Origin of the sequence: Dethiosulfovibrio peptidovorans DSM 11002 (assembly GCF_000172975.1) — a bacterium.
Taxonomy (GTDB): Bacteria; Synergistota; Synergistia; order Synergistales; family Dethiosulfovibrionaceae; genus Dethiosulfovibrio; species Dethiosulfovibrio peptidovorans.
The window spans coordinates 346,735-366,302 of the sequence record NZ_ABTR02000001.1 but is presented as its reverse complement, the minus strand read 5'-3'; the positions used below and the strand labels follow the sequence as shown (position 1 = coordinate 366,302).

The 19,568-nt window shown below is 53.7% G+C and carries 31 protein-coding genes; 25 read left to right on the top strand and 6 right to left on the bottom strand.

Features of this window, described 5'->3' with window-relative positions:
• Positions 1 to 7: 7 nt before the first annotated feature.
• Positions 8 to 1,060, top strand: coding sequence for an IS66 family transposase (tnpC, locus tag DPEP_RS12570; RefSeq protein ID WP_005659096.1), 1,053 nt, complete (start codon positions 8 to 10; stop codon positions 1,058 to 1,060).
• Here tnpC and DPEP_RS01905 read toward each other — a convergent pair.
• From DPEP_RS01905 to DPEP_RS12565, 4 genes are all read right to left on the bottom strand, one after another.
• Positions 1,027 to 1,815, bottom strand: coding sequence for a hypothetical protein (locus tag DPEP_RS01905; protein ID WP_005659095.1), 789 nt, complete (start codon positions 1,813 to 1,815; stop codon positions 1,027 to 1,029). The genes tnpC and DPEP_RS01905 overlap by 34 nt on opposite strands.
• Positions 1,808 to 2,221, bottom strand: coding sequence for an ImmA/IrrE family metallo-endopeptidase (locus tag DPEP_RS01900; protein ID WP_005659094.1), 414 nt, complete (start codon positions 2,219 to 2,221; stop codon positions 1,808 to 1,810). The genes DPEP_RS01905 and DPEP_RS01900 overlap by 8 nt, the downstream gene beginning before the upstream one ends.
• A gap of 72 nt (positions 2,222 to 2,293) precedes the next feature.
• The gene (locus DPEP_RS01895; protein WP_005659092.1) at positions 2,294 to 3,517 is read right to left on the bottom strand and encodes a PIN domain-containing protein; all 1,224 of its coding nucleotides are present in this window, start codon (positions 3,515 to 3,517) and stop codon (positions 2,294 to 2,296) included.
• A 44-nt stretch (positions 3,518 to 3,561) separates the two neighbouring features.
• Positions 3,562 to 4,200, bottom strand: a complete 639-nt coding sequence (locus DPEP_RS12565; RefSeq protein ID WP_005659090.1) for a helix-turn-helix domain-containing protein — start codon at positions 4,198 to 4,200, stop codon at positions 3,562 to 3,564.
• Between the two features lie 156 nt (positions 4,201 to 4,356).
• On the opposite strand from DPEP_RS12565, the gene DPEP_RS01885 reads away from it, so the two are divergent.
• From DPEP_RS01885 to DPEP_RS01850, 9 genes are all read left to right on the top strand, one after another.
• The gene (locus DPEP_RS01885) at positions 4,357 to 4,851 is read left to right on the top strand and encodes a helix-turn-helix domain-containing protein (protein WP_005659088.1); all 495 of its coding nucleotides are present in this window, start codon (positions 4,357 to 4,359) and stop codon (positions 4,849 to 4,851) included.
• A complete protein-coding gene (locus DPEP_RS13180) occupies positions 4,848 to 4,988 on the top strand; it encodes a hypothetical protein (RefSeq protein ID WP_005659086.1) in 141 nt (46 codons plus the stop codon). Before DPEP_RS01885 ends, DPEP_RS13180 begins: the two co-directional genes overlap by 4 nt.
• Positions 4,985 to 5,254, top strand: a complete 270-nt coding sequence (locus DPEP_RS01880; protein WP_005659084.1) for a hypothetical protein — start codon at positions 4,985 to 4,987, stop codon at positions 5,252 to 5,254. Before DPEP_RS13180 ends, DPEP_RS01880 begins: the two co-directional genes overlap by 4 nt.
• The gene (locus DPEP_RS12965) at positions 5,238 to 5,579 is read left to right on the top strand and encodes a helix-turn-helix transcriptional regulator (protein ID WP_005659080.1); all 342 of its coding nucleotides are present in this window, start codon (positions 5,238 to 5,240) and stop codon (positions 5,577 to 5,579) included. The genes DPEP_RS01880 and DPEP_RS12965 overlap by 17 nt, the downstream gene beginning before the upstream one ends.
• Complete coding sequence (locus DPEP_RS01870; protein ID WP_005659078.1) at positions 5,576 to 5,899, top strand: hypothetical protein; 324 nt, start codon at positions 5,576 to 5,578, stop codon at positions 5,897 to 5,899. Before DPEP_RS12965 ends, DPEP_RS01870 begins: the two co-directional genes overlap by 4 nt.
• Complete coding sequence (locus tag DPEP_RS01865) at positions 5,900 to 6,091, top strand: hypothetical protein (RefSeq protein WP_005659074.1); 192 nt, start codon at positions 5,900 to 5,902, stop codon at positions 6,089 to 6,091.
• A 2-nt stretch (positions 6,092 to 6,093) separates the two neighbouring features.
• Positions 6,094 to 6,315 carry a hypothetical protein gene (locus DPEP_RS01860; RefSeq protein WP_005659071.1) on the top strand — a complete coding sequence of 74 codons (222 nt, stop codon included), beginning with the start codon at positions 6,094 to 6,096 and terminating at the stop codon, positions 6,313 to 6,315.
• On the top strand, positions 6,315 to 6,533 hold the full coding sequence (locus DPEP_RS01855) for a hypothetical protein (protein ID WP_005659069.1): 219 nt from the start codon (positions 6,315 to 6,317) through the stop codon (positions 6,531 to 6,533). Before DPEP_RS01860 ends, DPEP_RS01855 begins: the two co-directional genes overlap by 1 nt.
• Positions 6,534 to 6,616: 83 nt before the next feature.
• A complete protein-coding gene (locus tag DPEP_RS01850) occupies positions 6,617 to 6,907 on the top strand; it encodes a hypothetical protein (RefSeq protein ID WP_005659067.1) in 291 nt (96 codons plus the stop codon).
• Between the two features lie 11 nt (positions 6,908 to 6,918).
• Here the strand turns inward: DPEP_RS01850 and DPEP_RS01845 are convergent, their stop codons facing one another.
• Positions 6,919 to 7,440, bottom strand: a complete 522-nt coding sequence (locus DPEP_RS01845) for a super-infection exclusion protein B (RefSeq protein ID WP_198003015.1) — start codon at positions 7,438 to 7,440, stop codon at positions 6,919 to 6,921.
• Positions 7,441 to 7,683: 243 nt separating this feature from the next.
• Here DPEP_RS01845 and DPEP_RS01840 point away from each other — a divergent pair, with 243 nt between their 5' ends.
• The 6 genes from DPEP_RS01840 to DPEP_RS01820 are packed head-to-tail and all read left to right on the top strand — an operon-like array spanning position 7,684 to position 10,650.
• Positions 7,684 to 8,550, top strand: a complete 867-nt coding sequence (locus tag DPEP_RS01840) for a helix-turn-helix domain-containing protein (protein WP_005659063.1) — start codon at positions 7,684 to 7,686, stop codon at positions 8,548 to 8,550.
• The gene (locus tag DPEP_RS01835) at positions 8,547 to 8,981 is read left to right on the top strand and encodes a hypothetical protein (RefSeq protein ID WP_005659062.1); all 435 of its coding nucleotides are present in this window, start codon (positions 8,547 to 8,549) and stop codon (positions 8,979 to 8,981) included. Before DPEP_RS01840 ends, DPEP_RS01835 begins: the two co-directional genes overlap by 4 nt.
• Positions 8,982 to 9,003: 22 nt before the next feature.
• Positions 9,004 to 9,237, top strand: a complete 234-nt coding sequence (locus tag DPEP_RS01830; protein ID WP_005659060.1) for a hypothetical protein — start codon at positions 9,004 to 9,006, stop codon at positions 9,235 to 9,237.
• Positions 9,238 to 9,255: 18 nt separating this feature from the next.
• Positions 9,256 to 9,966, top strand: a complete 711-nt coding sequence (locus DPEP_RS01825) for a DUF2786 domain-containing protein (RefSeq protein WP_005659058.1) — start codon at positions 9,256 to 9,258, stop codon at positions 9,964 to 9,966.
• Positions 9,966 to 10,133 (top strand): hypothetical protein, encoded by a 168-nt coding sequence (locus DPEP_RS13175; protein ID WP_156775054.1) that lies wholly within the window; start codon positions 9,966 to 9,968, stop codon positions 10,131 to 10,133. Before DPEP_RS01825 ends, DPEP_RS13175 begins: the two co-directional genes overlap by 1 nt.
• A gap of 16 nt (positions 10,134 to 10,149) precedes the next feature.
• On the top strand, positions 10,150 to 10,650 hold the full coding sequence (locus DPEP_RS01820; protein WP_005659056.1) for a hypothetical protein: 501 nt from the start codon (positions 10,150 to 10,152) through the stop codon (positions 10,648 to 10,650).
• A gap of 191 nt (positions 10,651 to 10,841) precedes the next feature.
• Here the strand turns inward: DPEP_RS01820 and DPEP_RS01815 are convergent, their stop codons facing one another.
• Complete coding sequence (locus DPEP_RS01815; RefSeq protein ID WP_005659055.1) at positions 10,842 to 11,123, bottom strand: addiction module antidote protein; 282 nt, start codon at positions 11,121 to 11,123, stop codon at positions 10,842 to 10,844.
• Between the two features lie 120 nt (positions 11,124 to 11,243).
• On the opposite strand from DPEP_RS01815, the gene DPEP_RS01810 reads away from it, so the two are divergent.
• The 9 genes from DPEP_RS01810 (at position 11,244) to DPEP_RS01770 (ending at position 19,565) form a co-directional block, all read left to right on the top strand.
• A complete protein-coding gene (locus tag DPEP_RS01810) occupies positions 11,244 to 11,444 on the top strand; it encodes a hypothetical protein (protein WP_005659053.1) in 201 nt (66 codons plus the stop codon).
• A gap of 13 nt (positions 11,445 to 11,457) precedes the next feature.
• The gene (locus DPEP_RS01805) at positions 11,458 to 12,120 is read left to right on the top strand and encodes a tyrosine-type recombinase/integrase (RefSeq protein ID WP_156775053.1); all 663 of its coding nucleotides are present in this window, start codon (positions 11,458 to 11,460) and stop codon (positions 12,118 to 12,120) included.
• A 573-nt stretch (positions 12,121 to 12,693) separates the two neighbouring features.
• Positions 12,694 to 13,224 carry a hypothetical protein gene (locus DPEP_RS01800; protein ID WP_005658506.1) on the top strand — a complete coding sequence of 177 codons (531 nt, stop codon included), beginning with the start codon at positions 12,694 to 12,696 and terminating at the stop codon, positions 13,222 to 13,224.
• Positions 13,221 to 15,101 carry a terminase gpA endonuclease subunit gene (locus DPEP_RS01795; RefSeq protein WP_005659049.1) on the top strand — a complete coding sequence of 627 codons (1,881 nt, stop codon included), beginning with the start codon at positions 13,221 to 13,223 and terminating at the stop codon, positions 15,099 to 15,101. Before DPEP_RS01800 ends, DPEP_RS01795 begins: the two co-directional genes overlap by 4 nt.
• Before the next feature lie 4 nt (positions 15,102 to 15,105).
• Complete coding sequence (locus DPEP_RS01790; protein WP_005659046.1) at positions 15,106 to 15,297, top strand: hypothetical protein; 192 nt, start codon at positions 15,106 to 15,108, stop codon at positions 15,295 to 15,297.
• Positions 15,281 to 16,831 (top strand): phage portal protein, encoded by a 1,551-nt coding sequence (locus tag DPEP_RS01785; RefSeq protein WP_005659045.1) that lies wholly within the window; start codon positions 15,281 to 15,283, stop codon positions 16,829 to 16,831. The genes DPEP_RS01790 and DPEP_RS01785 overlap by 17 nt, the downstream gene beginning before the upstream one ends.
• Positions 16,832 to 16,835: 4 nt before the next feature.
• Positions 16,836 to 18,890: a prohead protease/major capsid protein fusion protein gene (locus tag DPEP_RS01780; RefSeq protein WP_005659044.1), complete on the top strand. Its 2,055-nt coding sequence runs from the start codon at positions 16,836 to 16,838 to the stop codon at positions 18,888 to 18,890.
• A 34-nt stretch (positions 18,891 to 18,924) separates the two neighbouring features.
• Positions 18,925 to 19,248 (top strand): DUF2190 family protein, encoded by a 324-nt coding sequence (locus DPEP_RS01775; RefSeq protein ID WP_005659043.1) that lies wholly within the window; start codon positions 18,925 to 18,927, stop codon positions 19,246 to 19,248.
• A complete protein-coding gene (locus tag DPEP_RS01770) occupies positions 19,248 to 19,565 on the top strand; it encodes a head-tail joining protein (protein ID WP_005659042.1) in 318 nt (105 codons plus the stop codon). The genes DPEP_RS01775 and DPEP_RS01770 overlap by 1 nt, the downstream gene beginning before the upstream one ends.
• Positions 19,566 to 19,568 lie beyond the last annotated feature (3 nt).

The following is a 19,568-nucleotide window of genomic DNA, read 5'->3' as shown; positions in this document are numbered from 1 at the left end:
CAAACTGGTGACCACGGTGGAAAAACATCAGGCGATAAAACGAACCTGTCCCTTGTCCAGCGAGACGATAAGGGGTCATCTGCCTCTAACCGTGAAGTCCACCATCCAGTATGGTCCGGAGACTACAGCTCTGGTCTCTGTCCTAAATACCTTAGGAGCCGTATCCATCGATCGCATTCACGACATACTTCATGGGGCCTGTAACCTTCCTATATCCACAGGAACGGTCTACAACATGGTCAAAAGAGCGGTATCCTCCGTAGCACCCTCTGTGGAGGTCATAAAGGAGAAGGTCAAAGCCCTTCCCTTAGCTCACTTCGACGAAACAGGGGTCCGAGTAGATAAAGGACTCCGCTGGGCTCATGTGGCCTGTAACCGTGACTACGCCTACATCTCCGTCGAGAAGAAGCGAGGCTACGATGGAATGGTCGCCTCCGGGATACTTCCCTGTTTCAGAGGGATAGCTGTCCATGATTTCTGGCGTCCCTACGAGAGATTTGACGTGAACCACGTCTATTGCAACGCTCACCTCATTCGGGAGCTAAGGGCCATCCACGAAAACACCGGACAGGAATGGGCCTCAGACCTGAGAAAGCTCCTGGTATGGGCCCAGCACAAAAAGAAGGAGTTTATCGCGGCCGGTAAGGACCGTTTTTCACCTTATTGCTGTCGCTACAGGATCGACAAGCCCTTCGATGACTTACTTGCCTCCGGTCTGGCTCAAAACCCTCTACCTACTGGAAAGGGGGCAAGAGGCAGGCCCAAAAAAGGCAAGGCCAGGAACCTCCTGGAGAGATTTAGGGACCATAAGGAGGAGATCCTGCTCTATGCCAGGGACTTTGCGATCCCCTTCGACAATAACGAAGCTGAGCGAAACATTCGCAACTTCAAAGCGAAGCTTAAAATATCGGGCTGCTTCCGAACCTCGGAAGGGGCTAATGACTATGCCAAAATAATGTCGTTCCTCATTACGGCGAAGAAGAACTCGATCAATATATTCGAGGCTATGTCTATGGCCCTCGATGGTCAGATTCTCTTCTTGGATGGGGCGACTGAATAGTTACGAATTACCTTTGGGGGGATGTATGAGGAGGCGTTGGGCATATGTAACAATCTGTTTGTGGGTGGGGACGAAGTCTGGGCAATGAAGTTATTTATTATATCAGTGTTTAATATGGTATTTTTATCTAATTTGCTACATATAAAATCAGTTGGATCTTTTATTTTTAAGTTGTCTGGCCCTATGGTTACACCTTTCAAGTAGGGATCAATTTTTTCAAATAAAAATAAATTTAATTTTTGAGTCTGGAATATTGCTTTTATAGTTTTTTCTGACTGGAAATAGTTTGGCGTTTCTATTGATTTCAAATAATTTTGCACGGAGAGTCTCATGTTATTGTTGATATTTTTAAACATTTCCTCCATGTCTAGGTAATTCTGCATGGGAAATTTCATGCTATTCTTGATGCTCTTAAGCGCTTCTTCCATGCCTAGGTAACTTTGCGTGGGAAGCCTCATGCTATTGTTGATGTTCTTAAGCGCTTCTTCCATGCCTAGGTAACTTTGCGTGGGAAGCCTCATGCTATTGTTGATGTTCTTAAGCGCTTCTTCCATGCCTAGGTAACTTTGCGTGGGAAGCCTCATGCTATTGTTGATGTTCTTAAGTGCTTCTTCCATGCCTAGGTAACTTTGCGTGGGAAGCCTCATGCTATTGAGGATGTTCTTGAGCCTTTGTGTTGGAGTTGGATTGTTTTGCGATATTTCTAAGATATTTTTTATTAATTCATTCAGGTTGTGTTTTTTAGCGTCATCCATCTTCTTGTTTCCCCCTCCGCTTTTCTCCGTGGTGTTTTGTCTGCAGGAGCATCTTGGGCATGAGGAGCTCCGCCGCGAAGACGTTGGCCGCCTGTTCCTCTCTAGGAACCCACGATTCCGGAGAGTCCAGAGAAAAAGCGGCTTGGTGGCCGAGGACGTAGTGTCCCAGTTCGTGAGCCACGGTGAAGCGGCGGCGTTCGTAGGGTAGGGCGGTGGAGACAAGGATAATCTTTCGGTCTCCGTGGATGAAGAGGGTGCCGTCGATGTGTCTGGCTTTACTGTGGCAGATTTCGATCCCCAGCTTCCGACAGAGTTTGCTCAGCCGAATGGGGATCATCCGTTCCATTCCGTATTTGCCTAACAGGGTTCGGGCCATGACCCGGATCTTGGTGCTATCATTTCTCATACCTGCCCCGTCGACTTTCCGATGCTTCGTAGTTTCAGAAACGCATCGTTGTATTGACTATAGTGATTAGAGTCATTCCTCGTTATCCGTATCATCCGTGCTGCCAGTGTCTTCTATATCATCTTTACCACTTATTACGTGCTTATTTTTTTTGTTAATGTTTTTGCATATATTCCTGTAGGTATCGTATAGGCTAGGGTGGGTGGCTAGCTGTTGTAACTGTTGAAACTGTTGTACTATGCTTGCTAGAGAAGGGCTTTCTAAACTTGACATGGCTTGGAAATTACGATTAAGTTTATCGAAGTCTAGGGTGTTTTTGAGCAGCACTGATTGATTTTCTAACTGCTTAAGTGCTTTTTGTATTTCCTTTATATCTTGAAACTGATAATTCATTTTATTAGAGCTTCCTTCAGTATTCTCTTCTGTGCTTTCTTCTAATTCCTCTATTGTTTCAGAATCAAGTTTAACGCTTAATTCTTTTGAGGAAAATTCGATGAACTTGTTTAGTCTGTAGAAGTGTATCTTTTGTCCACTTCTATCTTTAAACTCTTTTTTGAGTTCATGTCTGGGGCCTATTGTTTCTTTGTCGTTTCTCCACCACCAGTCTTCTTTTTGATCATTTGTTATGAATATTGCATCTTTTTTGTTAAATTTTGCATATTCTATGATTTGTTCCCATATAACAAGATCTCCATATGTATTAGCTTCTTTTTTGTTTTGGTCTTCGTATCCAGGAGGAATCTTTTTTTTGTATCGCTCTTCCCCTTCTTTATAGATGCAATCTAATCTTTCTTTTGAGAAGGGGTCCCCAATGTGGCCTCTAGAAAGTTCATTTATTTTTTCTAGAATAGGGTCATTGCGCAATGCCTCTGAGGAATTGGGCTCTTTTTTTTCGTTTATTTTTATTTTATCAACAAGTAAATCTATTATTTCGTCTAAGTCTTTTTTGATTCCAACGTTAACTTGATCGTTATTATCACTTTCAAAAATTTTTTTAAGTTTATTTTTTGCTTCTCTTAAATTTTTTACAAATTTTCTAACATGAGTCTCTTTAAGAAGCTCTTGAGGCCTAAGGCTCAAGTATTCCTGAATAACTTGGTCCGGGAAAAAGAGCCTGTCACTTACTTTTTCAAGTATTTCAAGTATATCGTCTTGGGTTTTGGGCGAGGAGCGATATATTTCTAGAATAATGTTTGTATCGGGTATGATAGTTGCTTCTTTAAGGAGATTTTTTAGTTGATCATTGTCGGGTTGGATGAAATGACTGTAACGATTTTTTATGTCGTTTGCTCCCATTTTTTACCCTACCTCCTAGAAATGCTTTGATGATGAATTCTCGATCAGTATTCGTCCGTATGATCCTCTAACGTAATCTTGCCCAGTGCCGCTTTGAAGAGCGTTGCCAGGAACTCCCGGTCTTCCGGGGCCAGCCTGGTGACGTTCTTGGCCACGTGGCGGAACTTCAGAACGATGTCCGGATCCTCCGCCGCCAGCATCTTCATCAGAGTCTCGAGGTCTTCCTCGCTCTGTCCCTTCTTTTTCTCCGTTTCCTGCTGTGTTTCTCCGTCCCGGGCCGAAAGGTACCTTCCGTAGGCTTTGATGAGCTTCTGCTTGAGGACGCTGTCCGCCCGATCCTCGTACTTTTCCATCAGCTCGAGGTCCTCCGCCGGGAGATCTATCAATGCGGCGGCCTCGTCAAGTGAGAGCCCGGTTTCCTGCCTCATAGGGGCCAGTATGCCGCTGGGAACCTGCCTATCGGCTTTCTGTGGCGATGGATCGTCGGTTTCACCCATGAGGTAACTTGTCGTAGTTTCTAGAGCAGCTGCTAAATCAATAGTGTTTTGTCTATCTGGTTCAAATTTACTTTTTTCCCATGAAACAACAGTAGTTCTAGATACTCCCATTTTTTGAGCTAATTGGTCCTGTGTTAGCTGTTTCCTCTTTCTTAGCTCTTTTATTCTGTCCCCTGTCTGATACATCTCCAACCCCCCGGTATTTGTAGTGTCTACATTACATCCAAGGAAATCAAAGTCAAGACGCTTAGACGCTACTTTTTTAGTAGTGCAAGCTTGACATTTAAAGATGGGGGTGTATTATGTCGTGTAGACACACCTAATAAGGGAGGTGACAATTGAGTGAGGTATGGTGAAGTTATTCAAAAAGCAAGGAAAGGAGGGGGCTTTTCTCAGGAAGAGCTAGCCATTCGTGTTGGTGTTGTGAGGACAACAATTGGCGCGTGGGAAACAGAAAAATTTCCTCCTACAGATGCTAAAAAGATAGCGGCCCTTGAGCGAAACTTAAACCTTCCGTTGGGATCTCTCTATCGTTTGCTTGTTGTCGATGGAGAAGGCTGGGAACCAGAAGCTTCGATCCTCGAGGCCACGGATAGGGACCCTTCGCTGAAGGAAATCCAGCATCGACTGAGTAACCTTGTCCGAACCATCGGAGAGCTGTACGAGCGATGCGATTCTCCGGAAGAGGTCATGAATCTCCTGCTGGACGTAGGCGAGGACGGTCGAATCAACAACCACCCGAAGAACGAGGCGTTTATGGATCTCCTGGAAGCCCTGGTCCCCCTGGCCGGGGAGGTGCTGAAGGCGGTGAAACATGGAAAGGAGGATCTCTCATGAAGTCGAACTGTGAGGAGTTGGAAAAGGAGCTGGAGGTATATCTGACGGAGGCCTTACGTGGTGAGATCGGTGTAGATACTTCCATCTTCGCTCCGGCGGTGGAGCTCTTCAAATGTTTAAGGGAGGAGGAACCATGAAGCGGCTGAGGCCGGTAAGTAGATCCTATCGCAATGGTTCGGTCGTCAGGGTGCGTAACAAGTGGGTGGCCATGTCCGACGCCGACACGGCCAAGGCGGTAGTCGAGGTCGCCAGAGGAATGCCGGAGGATGCCACGATCTACGATCTGTACGACGAAACCCGAGATCGAGGGATCCATGCGGATGAGCCTGTGGAATGGGGGCTAGATGATATGGATGTCCGCTGGTGGCGGGAGAGGAGGATGTCGCATGTTCTTCGGCGATGATTTTCAGGGGTTCTGCGTAAAGCTGTCTCAGGGGATCGCCCCTTTGCTGGCCAAGTCGACGGCAAAGCTGTTGAGCCCCGTTTTGGAACAGGCGGTTGCGGATGCCGTGTCCGGTATTGAAAAGGGGCCCGAGCCTCTGTTTCTGAGTCTGGAACAGGTGTTGGCCATATTCCCGGTAGGCAAGTCTACCTGGTGGGATGGAGTCAAGAAGGGTGATTATCCGGCTCCCTATAGGCTTTCCGATCGCCGCGTGGCTTGGGATATGGAGGAACTGCGTCAGTTGAAAGCCCGTCTGGTGGCCGAAAAGAGGTGTTCGGTGGCATGAAGGGCAAAAGATGGAACGGTCAGGTTATGAAGCGTCAGAAAACGATGATGGAGAACGATCGCCGAAAGGCCGCCGCCGAGGCAGAAGCGAACCGAATCAGGGCGGCGATGAACTGTCCGGTGGTGTGCCGTATGTCGGCAGGTCGAGAGCTTGCGGAGCTTCGAGACAGATTGGAGCTGGAACGGGCCGAGCTGGATTATGCGGCTAGGTTGGTCGAGAGATACAAGGATTCGTCGGCCAGGAATCGTTATCGCAGAACGGAGCTACAGGTGGCCACTCTGGAACGTCGAGTGAGATTCGCGGAAAGGGCGGTGTGTTGAATGAGATTTATGAAGGCGGTCGAGAGAAAACTGAGGCATTACAGAAAGGGGCGTTGGTACGAGGTCAGCATGGGGGATTACGCCCGGCGAACCCTCTTGCAGGTCCTCGACGGAGATAGCCACTCCTGTTTGCGGGATCAGATCACCCTGGATCAGGCGGATGTCCTTTACTCCATGGCGGAGAGGCCATAACCATGAGTTTTTTCGAGTCGTTGCGGGAAATGCGTCGTGAGCGTGACGCTCTGAGGCGAGAGGTCTCCATGGCGAGAGAGCTTATCGTCGTTCAGGACAGGGCCTTCGAGCGTCAGCAAAAGAAGCTGGAACGGGCGATAGATGAAAACCTGTCCCTGAAAGAGGAGCTGGCCGAGATCGAGTCCCGCCTGGGTGGAATAGTCGGCGGCGAGGAGGCGGTTTGATGCCTATGCCTGTGCGGCGTTGTGCCAAGTGTGGGTCGATCATCGGTCGCATCCAGTATCTGGGGCCGAAGTGTACGGATATATGTCCGGTATGTGCGGGACATATGAAGATGGGCATGAACACGAGTAAGGACGTGGCGGGACAGATCTACCTGGGGGAAGTGGCGGAGGGTCAAAAAAGAACCCGCTCGGCGGCAACCGAACGGGCGTGTATCTAAAGACAAATAAGCAAGGCAGGGAGGTCTCTACTCCCTGCCTCCAAGTATAGCACAAGCAGATATACGGAGAGGACGTGATCTTTATGGAAAGCACCACCACGCAATCGAAGCCGATCCGTCCGGAAAAGAAGGTCCGCCGGGTAGCTCGGAAGGAGCATCGCTGCGACTGGTGCGGAGGGAGTATCTATCCGGACGAGAGGTATGTCTTTCTGGAGTTTTTCGTAGAGGGCATCAGAGGGAGCCGGTTCGTGGACCGGAAGTACCACGAGAACTGTTTCGAAGCCATGGAGCACGATCCGGCGGTAAAGTCCGGTCGACACCGTCGCAGAGGCCAGATTCGAGGCTGTACCGTCGAGGAGAGCTGCGGGGGCTAGGATCGTCTGTTTTAGTCTGCCTGTTCGCTGGAGTTGCCTTCTTTCAGTATCTCCAACGAAAGTAGGCTCAGCGTGCAGAGGATCGACGGTTTTATGTCGTGTATGCGTTCCTCTCTCAGCATGACGCCGTTGACGGCAAATTCGATGATGCCTTTGGAGTGAAGGCTGAACACGGCGGAGTCTTCGACGGGAAGCCACAGGGTTCCGGTAGGAGCTTGCCTGAGAATGTCTACGATCTCGAATTCCTTGCCCGTCAGGGTTCGGATTTCCCGACGAAGCCTGTCCTTCTCTTGGGCCTTGGTTTTTCGTGCTTTAGCCGACTGATAGATTCTGCTGCCCGCTTCCCAGACGAGAGCCGATGCGCAACAGAGGAAGGCTATGGAGATCAGGGTTGCATAGCGGGAGTGGAGCCAGTCCAGCCCCGTTCTTCGTAGAAGAGAAGGCGGAGCGAATGTCAGGAACGAGGTTATTATCAGGAAGTTGAAGATGACGGGTATATGAGATTCCACGGTTTTGTCTACAAAAGTTCTCATGTGACTCACCAACATCACCTTCTCTCTTGCAGTGGATGATTTGAAAAACAAATCTACTTTGATCCTAAAGGATCAGTTTCGTCGATGACTATCGAATTTCTTTCATGATGTGATTCTATCACTCTTTCTGATTATTACAAAGGAGTTTATTGAGGCTTTTCAAAAGCCCGTAGAGTGGAATTTGAAAGTATAAAAAAATGTAATTGATCCTCTTGATGGAATAAAGTTATAGGGGGTGACCATGTGGAGCGCAACATAGTAATAGACAACCGAAAGTTCTGGTTCGCCAGGGTGGACATCTCCGTACTGCTGGACGAAGGAATAGACGCCTATGCGAAAGCCACCTACGCCGTACTGTGCGCCTACGCCGGTTCCGACAGGGAGTGTTTTCCCAGTGCGGAGACATTGGCCAAAAAGGTGAAGTGCAGCAGGGACCGACTCTTCAAGAGTCTCAGGATACTGGTGGAGTTCGGGGTGTTGGAGAAAGTGACCCAGTCCAACAAATCATTTCAGACGGTCAACAAATACATCCTTACGGGAGGCGCCGATTCTCGACAGGCAGTCCGCCAAACGGACACCGAGAGTCCGTCAGAAAGACTCCCGCAGTCCGTCTCACGTACCCCCGGTGTACGCCAGGCGGACCCCCGGTGTCCGTCAGACGTACACAGAACTAGAGACATAGAACTAGAACCAAAGAACGATAAAGACATAGTGGGCAAGTCCGCCGAAAACACGGCGGGACTTCCCCTCGACCCCGTGCCCGGGGAGGAAGTCGTACCCCAACCGGGGGAGACTCCGCCTCCCTGTCCCTACAGGGCCATAGCCGATCTCTGGGACGAGGTGATGGTCCCTATGGGCAAGCGTGGCGTCAGGATCCTCTCGGAGACCAGGCAGAACACCCTGAGATCCCGATGGAGGACCAAAGGCGACCCCGGAGCCCCTCCATGGCCATGGGCCGACCTGAAAACCTGGCGGGAGTACTTTTTGTACGTCTCCCAGAGCAAGTTTCTGGTGGACGGCAGATTCTGCGACTTTGACTGGGTGATAAAGAAATCCAACTGGATCAAGATCCGGGAGGGCAAATATCACCAGGAAGGAGACTGCCGATGATCCGTCAGGCCTGCGGTCCCGATTTCGTCGGTGACCTGAGGAAAATGCTGGCCCGTAGGGGCATAGCCGTCAGGGAACGTTCCGAGGAAGAGCGGTGGAACCGGGTAATGGCCTACGTACGCAAAAGGCTGAACTACATAGGCCCCATAACCCGGGAACTCTTTCCGGAAGAACTCTGCGACTACGAAACCCTGGTCGACTGGGGAGAGCACTGTGACAGCTGTAGCAACCCGGCTAAGTGCCCTCACTACGGTTACAGGGGCGAGATCCGGATGAGGAAATACTGGAAAGGCAAACACTACGCCTCGGGCGTGTTCGTGCCCGAATACTACGGCGGGAAATGCGGTGCGTATCTGGATGCCAAGAAGGAAAAGGAGCGGGACAAGAAAGACGCCCCGTCGGGATCTCCCTCCGGAGGCTTCCGGTGGTGAGGGGAAAGGATGGCGGTGTAGAATGAACTTCACCGAACGAGAGCTCTGGGAAATAGAGGACAAGCTGGAGAGCGCCCTTAACTCCAGGGCGATGGCTAGATACATAGTGGATTGCGTCAGAGAACGGGATGAGATGGAAGACGCTCTTGACGAGATGTATTCCGAGATTCGGGATATAAAGGACTCGCTTCGTAGGATAGATTTTGCGAAAGTGGAGATCCCCTCCCGTCCCAGGGAAAGCGCTGTATTCCGATAGATCGAAAGGGAAGCGACCATGAACGATAGGATAAAGGAACGGATAAGAAAGCTACTCAAGATAGCCGAGGACTCGCCCTATCCCGCCGAGGTGGAAACCGCCCTCCTGAAGGCTCAGGAACTAATGGCGCTCAACGGCCTGGAGGATGGGGACATCGACCCCTCCGAGCGGGGAGACGTGGTGGAGAAGGACATCGACCTGGGGGGCAGGGTGGAAAGCTGGAAGGGGTATCTGTCCATAGTGTTGGCGGAAAACTTCCGGTGCATGACCTACAGGTCCAGAAGAGTAAGGCATGGCGATAACGGTGCTCCTGCCGTTTCCTATAGCGTCGTCGTGATCCTGGGAAGGGGCGAAGACGTGAAGATAGTCTTCGATGCCTTCTGTAAATGCGTCACGGCGGTAAGCAGATTCGCCATGGAATACAGAAAGAGAACCGAGGAGCGATGGCGTACAGTCAGGAACAGCTACTTCATGGGATTTGTCCGAGGGCTGGAAGACCGATTCGAGGAACAGAGAAAGAAAAACCCTGAATGGGGGCTGGTGCTCGTGAGAGATCCCGAAGTCGAATCGGCCTACGAAGCCCTGGGATTGAAAAACGGCGGAGCCAGCCGAACCGTCCTACGGGGACAAAACGCCTATGCGGACGGTTACGCCAGAGGCAAGGGCTTCTCCCTGGAAGACGACCCTTCTTTGAGGGAGGCCGCCAGCCTGAAAATAGCGGCCACGTAATGATCCCCGGAGTGTACGATTCCACGGATCCCGACGAGGTGGTAGCCTGTCGGGCCCCTTGGCCCAAGAACGAATACGGAATGGGGTGCTCCTGGCGGCCTGAGGGCTGTCGGGAGTGCCGCTATGCGGTGACCAGGAGGAGTAAAGAAAAACTGGAACGCAAATAGAGAAGGGGGCTTCGGTGTGGATCAGGTGGAACGGTTGGCCAGGGCGATAGACATCCTGGTCGAGTACTATCCTTGCGCTTTCAGTGTTTTGCTTGGCGAGGCCGAGCCCCCGACCGACGACGAATGGATAGAGATAATGACCCGCCGGAGGCTCTATGTCTCCGGAGCGGCGGAGGACCCGGGTGTCAGGATAGACAGGGACCCGGATCACGACGGGATATTGAACCAGACGATAGCGCTGGACGAGGTTCGGGGGGTGATAGAGAAAGCGGGCTGGCCGGCCATAGTGGAATCGGCCAGAGCCATAAAGACCTTCTTTGCGGAGGACTGGGAGATTTTCTGTCTTCACGTCCGTTTCGTAACAGGTAAGACCAGGTTGGGCGGGAAGTCCCCGTTACAGAGAGTGGCCGACAGGGTCGGAATGTCACCCGGCACCGTGACCAGGAAGAGGCAGGAGATCCCGATGATGATAGCCCGGGATGCCCTGAAGGGGTTTCAGATAGCTCTGAAATGGTGACGTTATGACGACGTTATAGCGATGATAGTTGTTACTATATCGTTGCGATAACGTGGATGATAAATTTGAAAACGGCCTTATACTGATAGTGTGCCACAACAAGATAGCAGCCCGGGAGTGCAGGCCCGGGATTTCCCGATAAGCCCCGACGCCCCAGCGCCGGGGCATCTTTCCTATTGATCATAGTTGAACTATGCCGTGACTTTAAGGTGTAGATTCAAAGCCGTCAGGACGGCGAGAAGGGTCTGCAATGTGGGGTTGCCTTTATCGCTTAGGCTTCGATAGAGCTGTTCTCTGGATAGTCCGGTCTTTTTGGCTATTTCACCCATGCCCTTGGATCTGGCTACTACGCCGAGGGCTTGAGCTATGTAGCCCGGGTCGTTTGTCTCGAAAGCGTCTTCGAGGAAGATCTCTATAGCCTCTATGTCGTCGAGTTGCTCGGCGAAATCATAATCATAGAGTTTCTCAGTCATGTTAGTTCACCTCCAGAAGTTTGGCTGTTCTGTATCATGATTTATAAACTACAAAAGCGCAAGCCTCGGTCCACACGGACCGGGGCATTTTTTATGCCTTGGAATAGGAGGGGATTGGACATGTACGTTATCTGGTGTCGCAGGGAAGGACGGGGCGGGTTGCGTGTCGGTGTCTCCGACGCCAGGTATCCCATTCCCTACATGGCGGATCCCATCACCATCGTCGAACCCTGTGACGTGCGCCTCATGCGGCGCTGGCTCAGGCGCAGGGCGAAGAAGGGATGGAGCCTCGAGCGGTTGAGAAGGTCTTGCGAGGGATGAGGAGGGAGCGGGATTGAAATACACGAGTCCCTTCCGAGGCAGGAGGCAGATCAACCGGATGAAGCGGGCCATTCTTGAAAGGCCGGGGAGATTCAGCCGGGAGGCGGCTTTGAGGGATTACGCCCTTTTCGTCTTCGGGATCAATTCGGCCCTCCGGATCGGAGATCTGCTCGACCTCAAGGTGGACGACGTCCTGGCCGGTAGAAGCTGTCGTCTCAGGATAGAGGAGGAAATAAGGCTTCGGGAGGGAAAGACCGGTAACATCCGGACGTTCCCCCTCGTAGACAAAAGCCGGGAGGCCTTAAAGGACTATCTGCGCTACAGGAAGGATCTCAGGGGCTTGGCTAGAGACGAGCCCCTATGGGCCGCCGTCCGCCGGAAGGGAGAGGAGATGCGGGCCATATCGAGGATGCAGGTCTACCGGATGCTGAACGATGCGGCGGTACGAGCCAACGAGGCATCGCCTCCGGCGGAGCGGATCAACCTTCGAACCACGTCCATCGGCTGCCACTCCATGAGGAAGACCCTGGGGTACATGCTCTATTACGAGGGTGATTCGGTGCCTCTGGCGGATATCCAGACCATGTACGGCCACTCGTCGGAGAAGGTTACTCTGCGTTATCTGGGCATCACGAAAGAGATAACGGACGGCCACTACAGGGCCTTGAACCTGTGATTGATTTGGCTTCATAATGCCACACTTTAAATCAATCATAGAGTCGAGCTCGTCGTGTTCGATCCTCTATCGGGCCGTCGGGGTTAAACATCGGGGTTTTCGGGGCTCATTAGCGCCGAATCGAAGAAAAGAATCCGGTGTTTGCAAGGCCTCCCGGCGTCGGGGGGTTAATAATGAGATGGTCTGAAACGGTCGTTTTTAATCATTTTTCGACTATCTTCGAGAAAAAGCCTGTTTTCGAGTTTAATAATCTTCCGCTCGAAGGCTATCCAGGCCGGTAGTGGGGCGGGTTTCCGAAAGAGGTTGTTCTACGTTACTCCCTGTCATTGAGTTACGCTGTAGAGAATCCCGAAGAGGCCGATTTCGCCCGATTCGAGAAGCCGTGAGCCCGGTAGTTGCAAAGGGAAAGCGTTACGGGTCCTTCCTGGGGGGTGGGGGCCTCAGGGGTCGGTTGCACCGACGGAAAAATCTCGATTAAAATACGAAATTGGGGTTAAGGGTTAAGCATCAAATATCAATAAGCATAGAACATTAAACGCCGAAATGGGGTGGAAACTAGAGTTTACTTAGGGGGTGATCCGCCTGGCGAAGCCCAACATCAAGGTCGAGGGCGACAGGATAATGCTCTCCACCAAAAGATGCGCCGCCTTTTTCGGGGTGACCTCCAAGACGATGTCGGAGTGGAAGAGGTCCGGCTGTCCTCAGGCCGGTAGAGGGTGGTGGGATCCGGAGGAGGTTTATAGGTGGCGGTGCGGACTGGAGACCGACAGCCCCGACAACGACGGTAACTGGCAGGCGGTAAAGCTGAAAGCCGAGGCCGAATATCGCAAGGCGAAGGCGGCTCAGGAGGAGATTCGTCTTAAGGTTCTGGAGGGGCGGTACATTCCGTTCGAGCAGGTTGAGGATGCCTGGGCCGATCGTCTGGTGATCTGCCGGACCAACATGTTCGGCTGGGTCAATACGCTGCCTCCTCTGCTGGAGGGCATGTCTCGGACGGAGATGGAGAAGATTCTGGGAGAGGAGATCCGGATTCTCTGGGAGGGGTATTCGAGAGACGGCCCCTTCACACCGGCGGGCAAGAAGGAAAAGGAGGTGGTTCGTTGATCGTACCTTGGACATCCGCGGAGCTTGCGGCCTGCAAGCCTCCGGAAAGGATGACCGTAAGCGAGTGGGCGGACCGTTATCGGATCCTGACTCCCAGGCTTGCCGCCAAGCCCGGACCGTGGAGGACTTCCTACATGCCCTATCTGAAGGGGATCATGGATGCCTGGAACGAGCCGGGAGTGGAGGAGATCGTTCTGTGCAAGGGAGCTCAGGCGGGAGCGTCGGAGGCGGCGAACAACTGTCTGGGTTACACGGCCTGTCAGGATCCCGGGGCGGCTCTGGTGGTGTATCCCACCGAGGATATAGCGGAATGGGCCAGCGAAAACCGGCTTCAGGACATGATAAAAACCAGCAACGTATTCAATGGGATCTTTCGGGAGAGGGAGTCGGATCGTCTGGAGCTTCAGTTTCGGGGAATGTATATAGCTCTCACCGGAGCGAACAGCCCCGCCGCTCTCTCCGCCATGCCTATGAGATACATAATCTTCGACGAGATCGACAAGTATCCGAGGTATTCGGGCCGGGAGGCTAATCCGCTGAAGCTGGGGAAGGAGAGGACCAAGACTTTTCCCAACCGAAAGCTGATGTACATATCCACTCCGACTCTGGAGACCGGGAACATCTGGCGGCTTTTGCAGAGGTGCGACGTCGTCTATCGGTACGAGGTTCCCTGTCCTCGTTGCGGAGAGCTCCTTTCCTTCTCCTTCAAGGATGTGTCGTGGCCCGAGGATCTCACGGAAGCCCTCAGGAAGGAGGACGATCCCACCGCCAGACAGAAGATAATTCGCCAGGTGGAGGATCGGGCGTGGTATCGCTGTCCTCACTGTGAAGGAAGGATAGAGGATCGGGACAAGTCTTTTATGCTTGGCGAAGGCAGATGGATTTCGGAAGGAGCCGAGCCGGGGAAGATCCGTCGGATAGGTTTCCACTGGAACTCGATATATTCTCCTCAGATTTCGTTCGGTGCCGTGGCTTCGGAGTTCCTTCGGTCGAAAGACAGTCCGGAGGATCTTATGAACTTCATAAACTCCTGGCTGGCCGAGCCCTTCAGGGAGTCGGTGGCCAAGGCGGAGCCGGAGAAGGTTCTGGAGGCTTCCGGAAATTATTCCCGAGGAGAGGTGCCGGACGAGGCGGTGGCCATTACCGCCGGAGTGGACGTTCAGAAGTCGGAGGCCTATTACGTGGTGCGTGCCTGGGGTCCCGGGTTGACGTCCTGGCTTATCGAGTACGGCCGGTTCGACACCTGGAATGAAACGGACCTTCAGGACGGTCTGAGGGCCCATATAGTGGAGCCGGTCTATCGTTTCGGCGACGGTCGTCTGTGTCAGATCGGCTACTGCCTTGTCGACTGCGGCTACAGGACCGACGAGGTTTACGACGCCTGCGTGGTGTACGGAGATGTTCTGGGTCCGGTCAAGGGCTCCTCTCGGAGGATGGACGGTTATTACCGCCGTCACGTGGTGGACCGCAAGGGCCGGAAAGACGGCCTCACCATGCTGGAGGCGAATACGTCTTTGTTGAAGGATTTCATTTTCGGACGTATGACGAAGGAGCCCGGAACTAGAGGGTCGTGGTCGCTTTTCAGGGACTGCCCGAGAGGATACGCCGAGCAGATAGCGTCGGAGCATAAGGTGATGGTGACGGATGCCAGGACAGGTTCCAGTCATCACGAGTGGAAGAAGATCTCCGGACACGCCGCCAACCACCTTCTGGATTGCGAGGTTTATGCGACTCTGGCGGCCAGAATGCTCAACCTGCACTACATGCCAACGGAGGAGGAGCGGGAGGCCATGAGGCCGTCGTCTTCTTCCGTGGATTCCGCCGAAGGTGCGGGATGGCTGAAGGGCGGCGGTTCGGGATGGTGGAAAGGGAGGTGATCTAATGACCTTGACGGAAGAACTGGCCATGTACGAAAAGGCCGAGGCCGAGATACTGGAGGGAGGGCAGGCCTTCGAGGATAACGGATTGAAGATAGACAGGGCCAACCTGTCCCATGTACAGAAACGGATAAAGGAGCTTCGGGGCATGCTGGCCATGGAAGAGGGAGGAGGTCCTCATGTCGTGGTTTGGTAAGGCGGGTTACGTGCTGGACCGGGCCGTGGGACTGGTGGCTCCCGGAGCCGGTGCCAGACGTATGGACGACAGGGCCAAGATGGAGGCCCGATGGGAGAAACGCAACTACGACGCCGCCAGGATAGACCGCTACGGAAGCGGTTGGGTGGCGGTGAATAAAAGGCCGGACGAGACCGACCGAGTCTACAGGGATAGGATAAGAGCTCGGGCGAGAGACCTTGAACGAAACAACGGAATAGCTCAGAGCGTTCTGCTTGCTATGGAGCGTCACGTCGTAGGCACGGGGCTACGGCCTCAGGCTAAAATCCTCGATGCCGACGGAAAGGAGAACGAAAAGCTGAACCGGGAGATAGAGGCCCTGTGGGAGGTGTGGGCGAAGCCGAAGAACTGCGACATAACCGGCCACGACGGCTTTTACGGTCTTCAGCGGATGATGGTTCGCCGTATGGTTACGGACGGTGAGATATACCCGATTCTCACGGCTCCGGAGGACGGATTCATTCCGTTGCAGATACAGATGATGGAGGCCGACGCCCTTGCGACCTGGATGCCCCGGGCGAAGGATAAGCGGATAGTTTCGGGAGTGGAGGTCAACGAGTACTGGCGTCCTCTGGCCTATTGGTTCTACAGGGACGACATGGAGACGTCCTCTTTCGGCAGAACAACCGATGCGGTGAGAGTGGATGCCGGGCGGGTGTTGCCGATGTTCGTAAAGACCAGACCTCAGGCGGTGAGGGGCATAAGCCAGTTCGCCCATGTCATGGGCAATATCAGAGACTCGGGAGAGTACATGGATGCCGAGCTGATGGCGGCCAGGATAGCGGCGTGCTTCGCCGCCTTCATAAAGACGGGAAGCGGGAACACTCCGTCGATAGGAAGGAACGCCACTGTCCAGGACGCCCTGGGCAGGGATAAGAACGTAACCAGACTCGAGCCGGGAATAGTGAATACCCTTCCGGACGGGGCGGATGTGGAGTTCGCCAACCCGACCCATCCCAACACCGGAGCCTCGGACTTCGTGGCTTTGCAGCAGAGACTGATAGGAGCTGGAACGGGGCAGAGCTACGAGGTGGTGAGCAGGGACGTCAGTCGAACGAACTACAGCTCGGCCAGGGCCGCATCCCTCGAGGACGAGGAAGGATACAAGGTGCTGAGGCAGTTCATGGTCGAGAGGGTCCTCGAGCCTCTATGGGAGGCCTTCGTCTGTGCCTGCGTTCTGTCCGGAAAGCTGAACATACGGGATTATTTCCAGCGTCCCGATGTGTATAACCGGTGCAGGTGGGTTCCTCCGGGAAGGCAGTGGGTGGATCCTCTTAAAGAGGTATCGGCTATCACTAAGGAGATGGAGGCCGGAATAACAACCCTTCAGGATGTATGTGCCTCCAAGGGCAAGGATTGGAGGGAGGTGTTGGAACAGATATCGCGAGAGAGGGAGTATATGACGTCCCTTAATCTCGGAGGTCTTGCCGGATCTTCCGGGATAGGGCAGGAGGCTCTTTCGTTGATGGCTCTGGATAACGGGAAAGGAGAGTGATTGCGTGACCGGTTTTAGAGGTGAGAGGGCTGGGACCTGCTACAGGGATGTCCCTGTAGACGGGACCTACTACAGGGAGATAGCCGGAGTTGAAACCAAGGGTACGGAGAGCTCCAGAACGGTGGAGCTCTCTTTTTCGTCCGAGTCTCCGGTTTCTCGCTGGGGAGAAGTGGAATATCTATCCCACGATCAGGGTGCCGTCGATTTGAAACGATTGGAGGAAATGGGAGTTCTGCTCTGGAATCACAAATCCGACGTTCCAATCGGTTCGATAGAGAAGGTCTGGATAGATGAATCTTCCAGGAAGGGGCGGGCACTAGTCCGATTCGACGACGACGAGGAAAGCGACAGGATCTACAGAAAGGTTCTGGCCGGATCTCTCAAGAGCGTATCGGTGGGCTACAGGGTGGAGAACTGGGAAAAGGTTCCGGCCGGTGGTACGTCCAGCAACGGTCGTTTTGCCGGGCCCTGTTACGTGGGTACCAGATGGGAAGGACTGGAAATTTCCATCGTGTCGGTTCCCGCCGATCCGTCGGTGGGGGTAAACAGAAATACTGAAGGAGGAGATGACGACGTGAAAAGAGACGTAACTTTACCTGAGCCTGAGAACGGGGTAGGAAACAACGGGGCGGCTGCGAATCCGGAAAAAACTCCCCCCGAGGGGGAGCCGGGGGGACGGTCCGCCGACGGCGGGAATCAGAACAGATCCACAAACGACATCCCCCCTTCTCATAGGAATTTCCCCGTAGGAGGAGCTCCAGATAGCAATGTGCTTCAGATCCTCAGGGCCGAGCGGGAGAGGGTATCGGAGATCCAGGAGATGGGAAGATCCTTCGATATCGACCTTGGCGAATTCATCCGTTCTGGTGCGGAACTCGACACGGTGAGAGCCGAGGTCATGAAAAAGCTCAAGGAGACGCGGCAGGCAATCTCCGTTCCCGGCAGGGTGACGGAGGACGAGAAGGAGAAGTTCCGTTCTGCTGCCAGAGATGCGCTCCTGATCCGCGGTGGTCTGCCCGTAGAGGAACCTGCCGCCGGCTCCATGGATCTGAGAGGCTACAGGCTGGAGAGAATGGCCGAGGAATGCCTGACCCGGATGGGCGAGCGGGTCGGTGGAAATCCCATGGAGATGATAGGCCGTGCCCTGACCACCTCGGACCTTCCCGTCATCCTGGGAAGCGTTGCGAACGTCTCTCTTATGGAAGGGTGGGGCGTTCAGGAGGAGAGCTATCTTAAGTGGATGGACGACTCCGGCGTCGTGACCGATTTCAAGGAACACACCGGGGCGAGGGCCGGAGAGGTGGATGATCTGCTTCCTCTGCCGGAATCCGGAGAGTACAAGAGCGGATCCATGGGCGAGGAGTCGGAGGCCTGGAAGATAGGGACCTTCGGCCGTGTGTTCTCCATATCCAGACAGTCGATCGTAAACGACGCACTGGGCGTACTGACCGATATTCCCCGGAAGATGGGCGAGGCCGCCAGGCGCAAGGTGGCCGACGTGGGCTACCAGGCTTTTCTGGATAACCCCAAGATGGGCGACAAGAAGGATCTTTTCTGTACCCATCACGGAAACCTTCAGCCTGCGGCGGCTTTCAGCTTCACCGATTTCGAGGCCACTTTGACGGCGCTCAGTCTCATGGTGCAGGCCATGAAGCGGCAGACGGACCTTTCCGGAAAGAGGCGGCTGAACATCATTCCCAAGTTCCTGGTGGTGCCGGTGGCTCTGGAGCTTGCGGCCAGGAGGTTCCTCAAGCAGACCGAAACCCCTCTGTCGGTGGACACCGCGGCTAACAAAGCCAACGGAGGAGGAGCAAACCCCTACGCCGGAGCCTTCGAGCTCGTGTCCGATCCCAGATTGGACGACGTGAGCGAGACCGCTTTCTACATGGCCGCCGAGAAGGGCAAGACGGTGAAGCTGTTCTTTCTGAGCGGAATCAAGGAACCCTATCTGGAACAACAGCAGGGATGGAACGTGGACGGAACGAGCTACAAGGTGCGAATAGACGTGGGAGCCAAGGCCATGGACTGGCGCGGTTTCCAGAAAAACCCCGGGGCGTAGGCTTCGGGGTTTTCTTTCGAAGGAGGCGATTCGTGTGAGAACTTACGTGGAGATAGGCGGCAGGATGGATTACACGCCGACCGAGGATGTGTCCGTAGACGATGTGGTCGTTTTGGGGGGAAGGATCGGAGTGGCCACTACCGATATACCGGCTGGGAAAATGGGAGTTCTGGCCGTGGTGGGGGTGTTCCGGCTGCCCGCCGTGACGGGGACGGCCTTCGCTCCCGGAGAGGCTCTTTACTGGGACGCCTCTGCCGGAAGCCTGACCAGGGACGGTACGGGCGACAAACCCCTGGCGGGGTACGCCTGGACTCCGAAGGCGGCTTCGGCGAACTTCGGAGAGGTGAAGATCGACTGATGGGATCTTTTCGGGATCACCTGACATCTACGGTGGAAGCCCTTTTCAAAGGTGATTGGGCCGACACGGTGGTCTATAACGGCAGCGAGATCCGGGCGATCATCCGCAAGGGCAGAACCGGAACCGACGGAACGGGTTTCGGGTCGGACGGTTCCTCCACGGAAGGAACTTTGAGGATAAGACTTTCCGATGTGGATCCCTGCGAAGGAGACGAGGTCGTCGAGGCCGATGGAAAGGTCTGGTCGGTGGTTAGAGAGATCTCCCGTTCCATGACGACGGCTCTGCTGGAGATCCGGACGGATCGGTCGTTTCTGTAATGG

What these genes read in the sequence shown, in the direction of transcription:
- DPEP_RS01900 (WP_005659094.1), bottom strand. Translation starts at nt 2,221, where the DNA reads ATGAGAAATGATAGCACCAAGATCCGGGTCATGGCCCGAACCCTGTTA.
- DPEP_RS12565 (WP_005659090.1), bottom strand. Translation starts at nt 4,200, where the DNA reads ATGTATCAGACAGGGGACAGAATAAAAGAGCTAAGAAAGAGGAAACAG.
- DPEP_RS01855 (WP_005659069.1), top strand. Translation starts at nt 6,315, where the DNA reads ATGCCTATGCCTGTGCGGCGTTGTGCCAAGTGTGGGTCGATCATCGGT.
- DPEP_RS01810 (WP_005659053.1), top strand. Translation starts at nt 11,244, where the DNA reads ATGTACGTTATCTGGTGTCGCAGGGAAGGACGGGGCGGGTTGCGTGTC.
- DPEP_RS13175 (WP_156775054.1), top strand. Translation starts at nt 9,966, where the DNA reads ATGATCCCCGGAGTGTACGATTCCACGGATCCCGACGAGGTGGTAGCC.
- DPEP_RS01880 (WP_005659084.1), top strand. Translation starts at nt 4,985, where the DNA reads ATGAAGCGGCTGAGGCCGGTAAGTAGATCCTATCGCAATGGTTCGGTC.
- DPEP_RS01895 (WP_005659092.1), bottom strand. Translation starts at nt 3,517, where the DNA reads ATGGGAGCAAACGACATAAAAAATCGTTACAGTCATTTCATCCAACCC.
- DPEP_RS01850 (WP_005659067.1), top strand. Translation starts at nt 6,617, where the DNA reads ATGGAAAGCACCACCACGCAATCGAAGCCGATCCGTCCGGAAAAGAAG.
- DPEP_RS01785 (WP_005659045.1), top strand. Translation starts at nt 15,281, where the DNA reads ATGTCGTGGTTTGGTAAGGCGGGTTACGTGCTGGACCGGGCCGTGGGA.
- DPEP_RS01865 (WP_005659074.1), top strand. Translation starts at nt 5,900, where the DNA reads ATGAGATTTATGAAGGCGGTCGAGAGAAAACTGAGGCATTACAGAAAG.
- DPEP_RS01835 (WP_005659062.1), top strand. Translation starts at nt 8,547, where the DNA reads ATGATCCGTCAGGCCTGCGGTCCCGATTTCGTCGGTGACCTGAGGAAA.
- DPEP_RS01770 (WP_005659042.1), top strand. Translation starts at nt 19,248, where the DNA reads ATGGGATCTTTTCGGGATCACCTGACATCTACGGTGGAAGCCCTTTTC.
- DPEP_RS01790 (WP_005659046.1), top strand. Translation starts at nt 15,106, where the DNA reads ATGACCTTGACGGAAGAACTGGCCATGTACGAAAAGGCCGAGGCCGAG.
- DPEP_RS01825 (WP_005659058.1), top strand. Translation starts at nt 9,256, where the DNA reads ATGAACGATAGGATAAAGGAACGGATAAGAAAGCTACTCAAGATAGCC.
- DPEP_RS12965 (WP_005659080.1), top strand. Translation starts at nt 5,238, where the DNA reads ATGTTCTTCGGCGATGATTTTCAGGGGTTCTGCGTAAAGCTGTCTCAG.
- DPEP_RS01860 (WP_005659071.1), top strand. Translation starts at nt 6,094, where the DNA reads ATGAGTTTTTTCGAGTCGTTGCGGGAAATGCGTCGTGAGCGTGACGCT.
- DPEP_RS01830 (WP_005659060.1), top strand. Translation starts at nt 9,004, where the DNA reads ATGAACTTCACCGAACGAGAGCTCTGGGAAATAGAGGACAAGCTGGAG.
- DPEP_RS01815 (WP_005659055.1), bottom strand. Translation starts at nt 11,123, where the DNA reads ATGACTGAGAAACTCTATGATTATGATTTCGCCGAGCAACTCGACGAC.
- DPEP_RS01870 (WP_005659078.1), top strand. Translation starts at nt 5,576, where the DNA reads ATGAAGGGCAAAAGATGGAACGGTCAGGTTATGAAGCGTCAGAAAACG.
- DPEP_RS13180 (WP_005659086.1), top strand. Translation starts at nt 4,848, where the DNA reads ATGAAGTCGAACTGTGAGGAGTTGGAAAAGGAGCTGGAGGTATATCTG.
- DPEP_RS01845 (WP_198003015.1), bottom strand. Translation starts at nt 7,440, where the DNA reads ATGAGAACTTTTGTAGACAAAACCGTGGAATCTCATATACCCGTCATC.
- DPEP_RS01905 (WP_005659095.1), bottom strand. Translation starts at nt 1,815, where the DNA reads ATGGATGACGCTAAAAAACACAACCTGAATGAATTAATAAAAAATATC.